This window comes from Xanthomonas codiaei (assembly GCF_002939785.1).
In the GTDB taxonomy this organism is placed as follows: Bacteria; Pseudomonadota; Gammaproteobacteria; order Xanthomonadales; family Xanthomonadaceae; genus Xanthomonas; species Xanthomonas codiaei.
On sequence record NZ_MDEC01000097.1, the window covers coordinates 1 to 308 of the forward strand.

1 pseudogene is annotated in these 308 nt (G+C 51.9%); it reads right to left on the reverse strand.

Annotation, left to right across the window (positions count from 1 at the left end):
- Positions 1-182, reverse strand: a pseudogene (locus XcodCFBP4690_RS22960) (hypothetical protein); the annotation flags it as partial.
- Between the last annotated feature and the right edge of the window lie 126 nt (positions 183-308).

Here is a 308-nt window from a genome sequence, read left to right on the forward strand (position 1 = left end):
TAAAACGTTTCTTCACGTCCAATCTCCGTCGGGTAGGGAATTGGACTCCAAACTGCGGTGCTACTCAAAATCGGGGGGACGTCGCCGACACAAAACTTTTCAGCATCTTCACCAGCATACACAACCAGATAAGCGTCACCTTGGATAACATCGAAAGATCGCAGGCTAGTTGCTCCTTCCATACCGGCACCCTTGGTTGACCAGTGCACACCCAATGGCACATAGGGAAGGTCTGAACAACGAGACCTGACAGGGCGGAAGGTGGCGTCGTTCCGAAGAGTGGCTTTTGGAACTTCGGAATTTCGCCA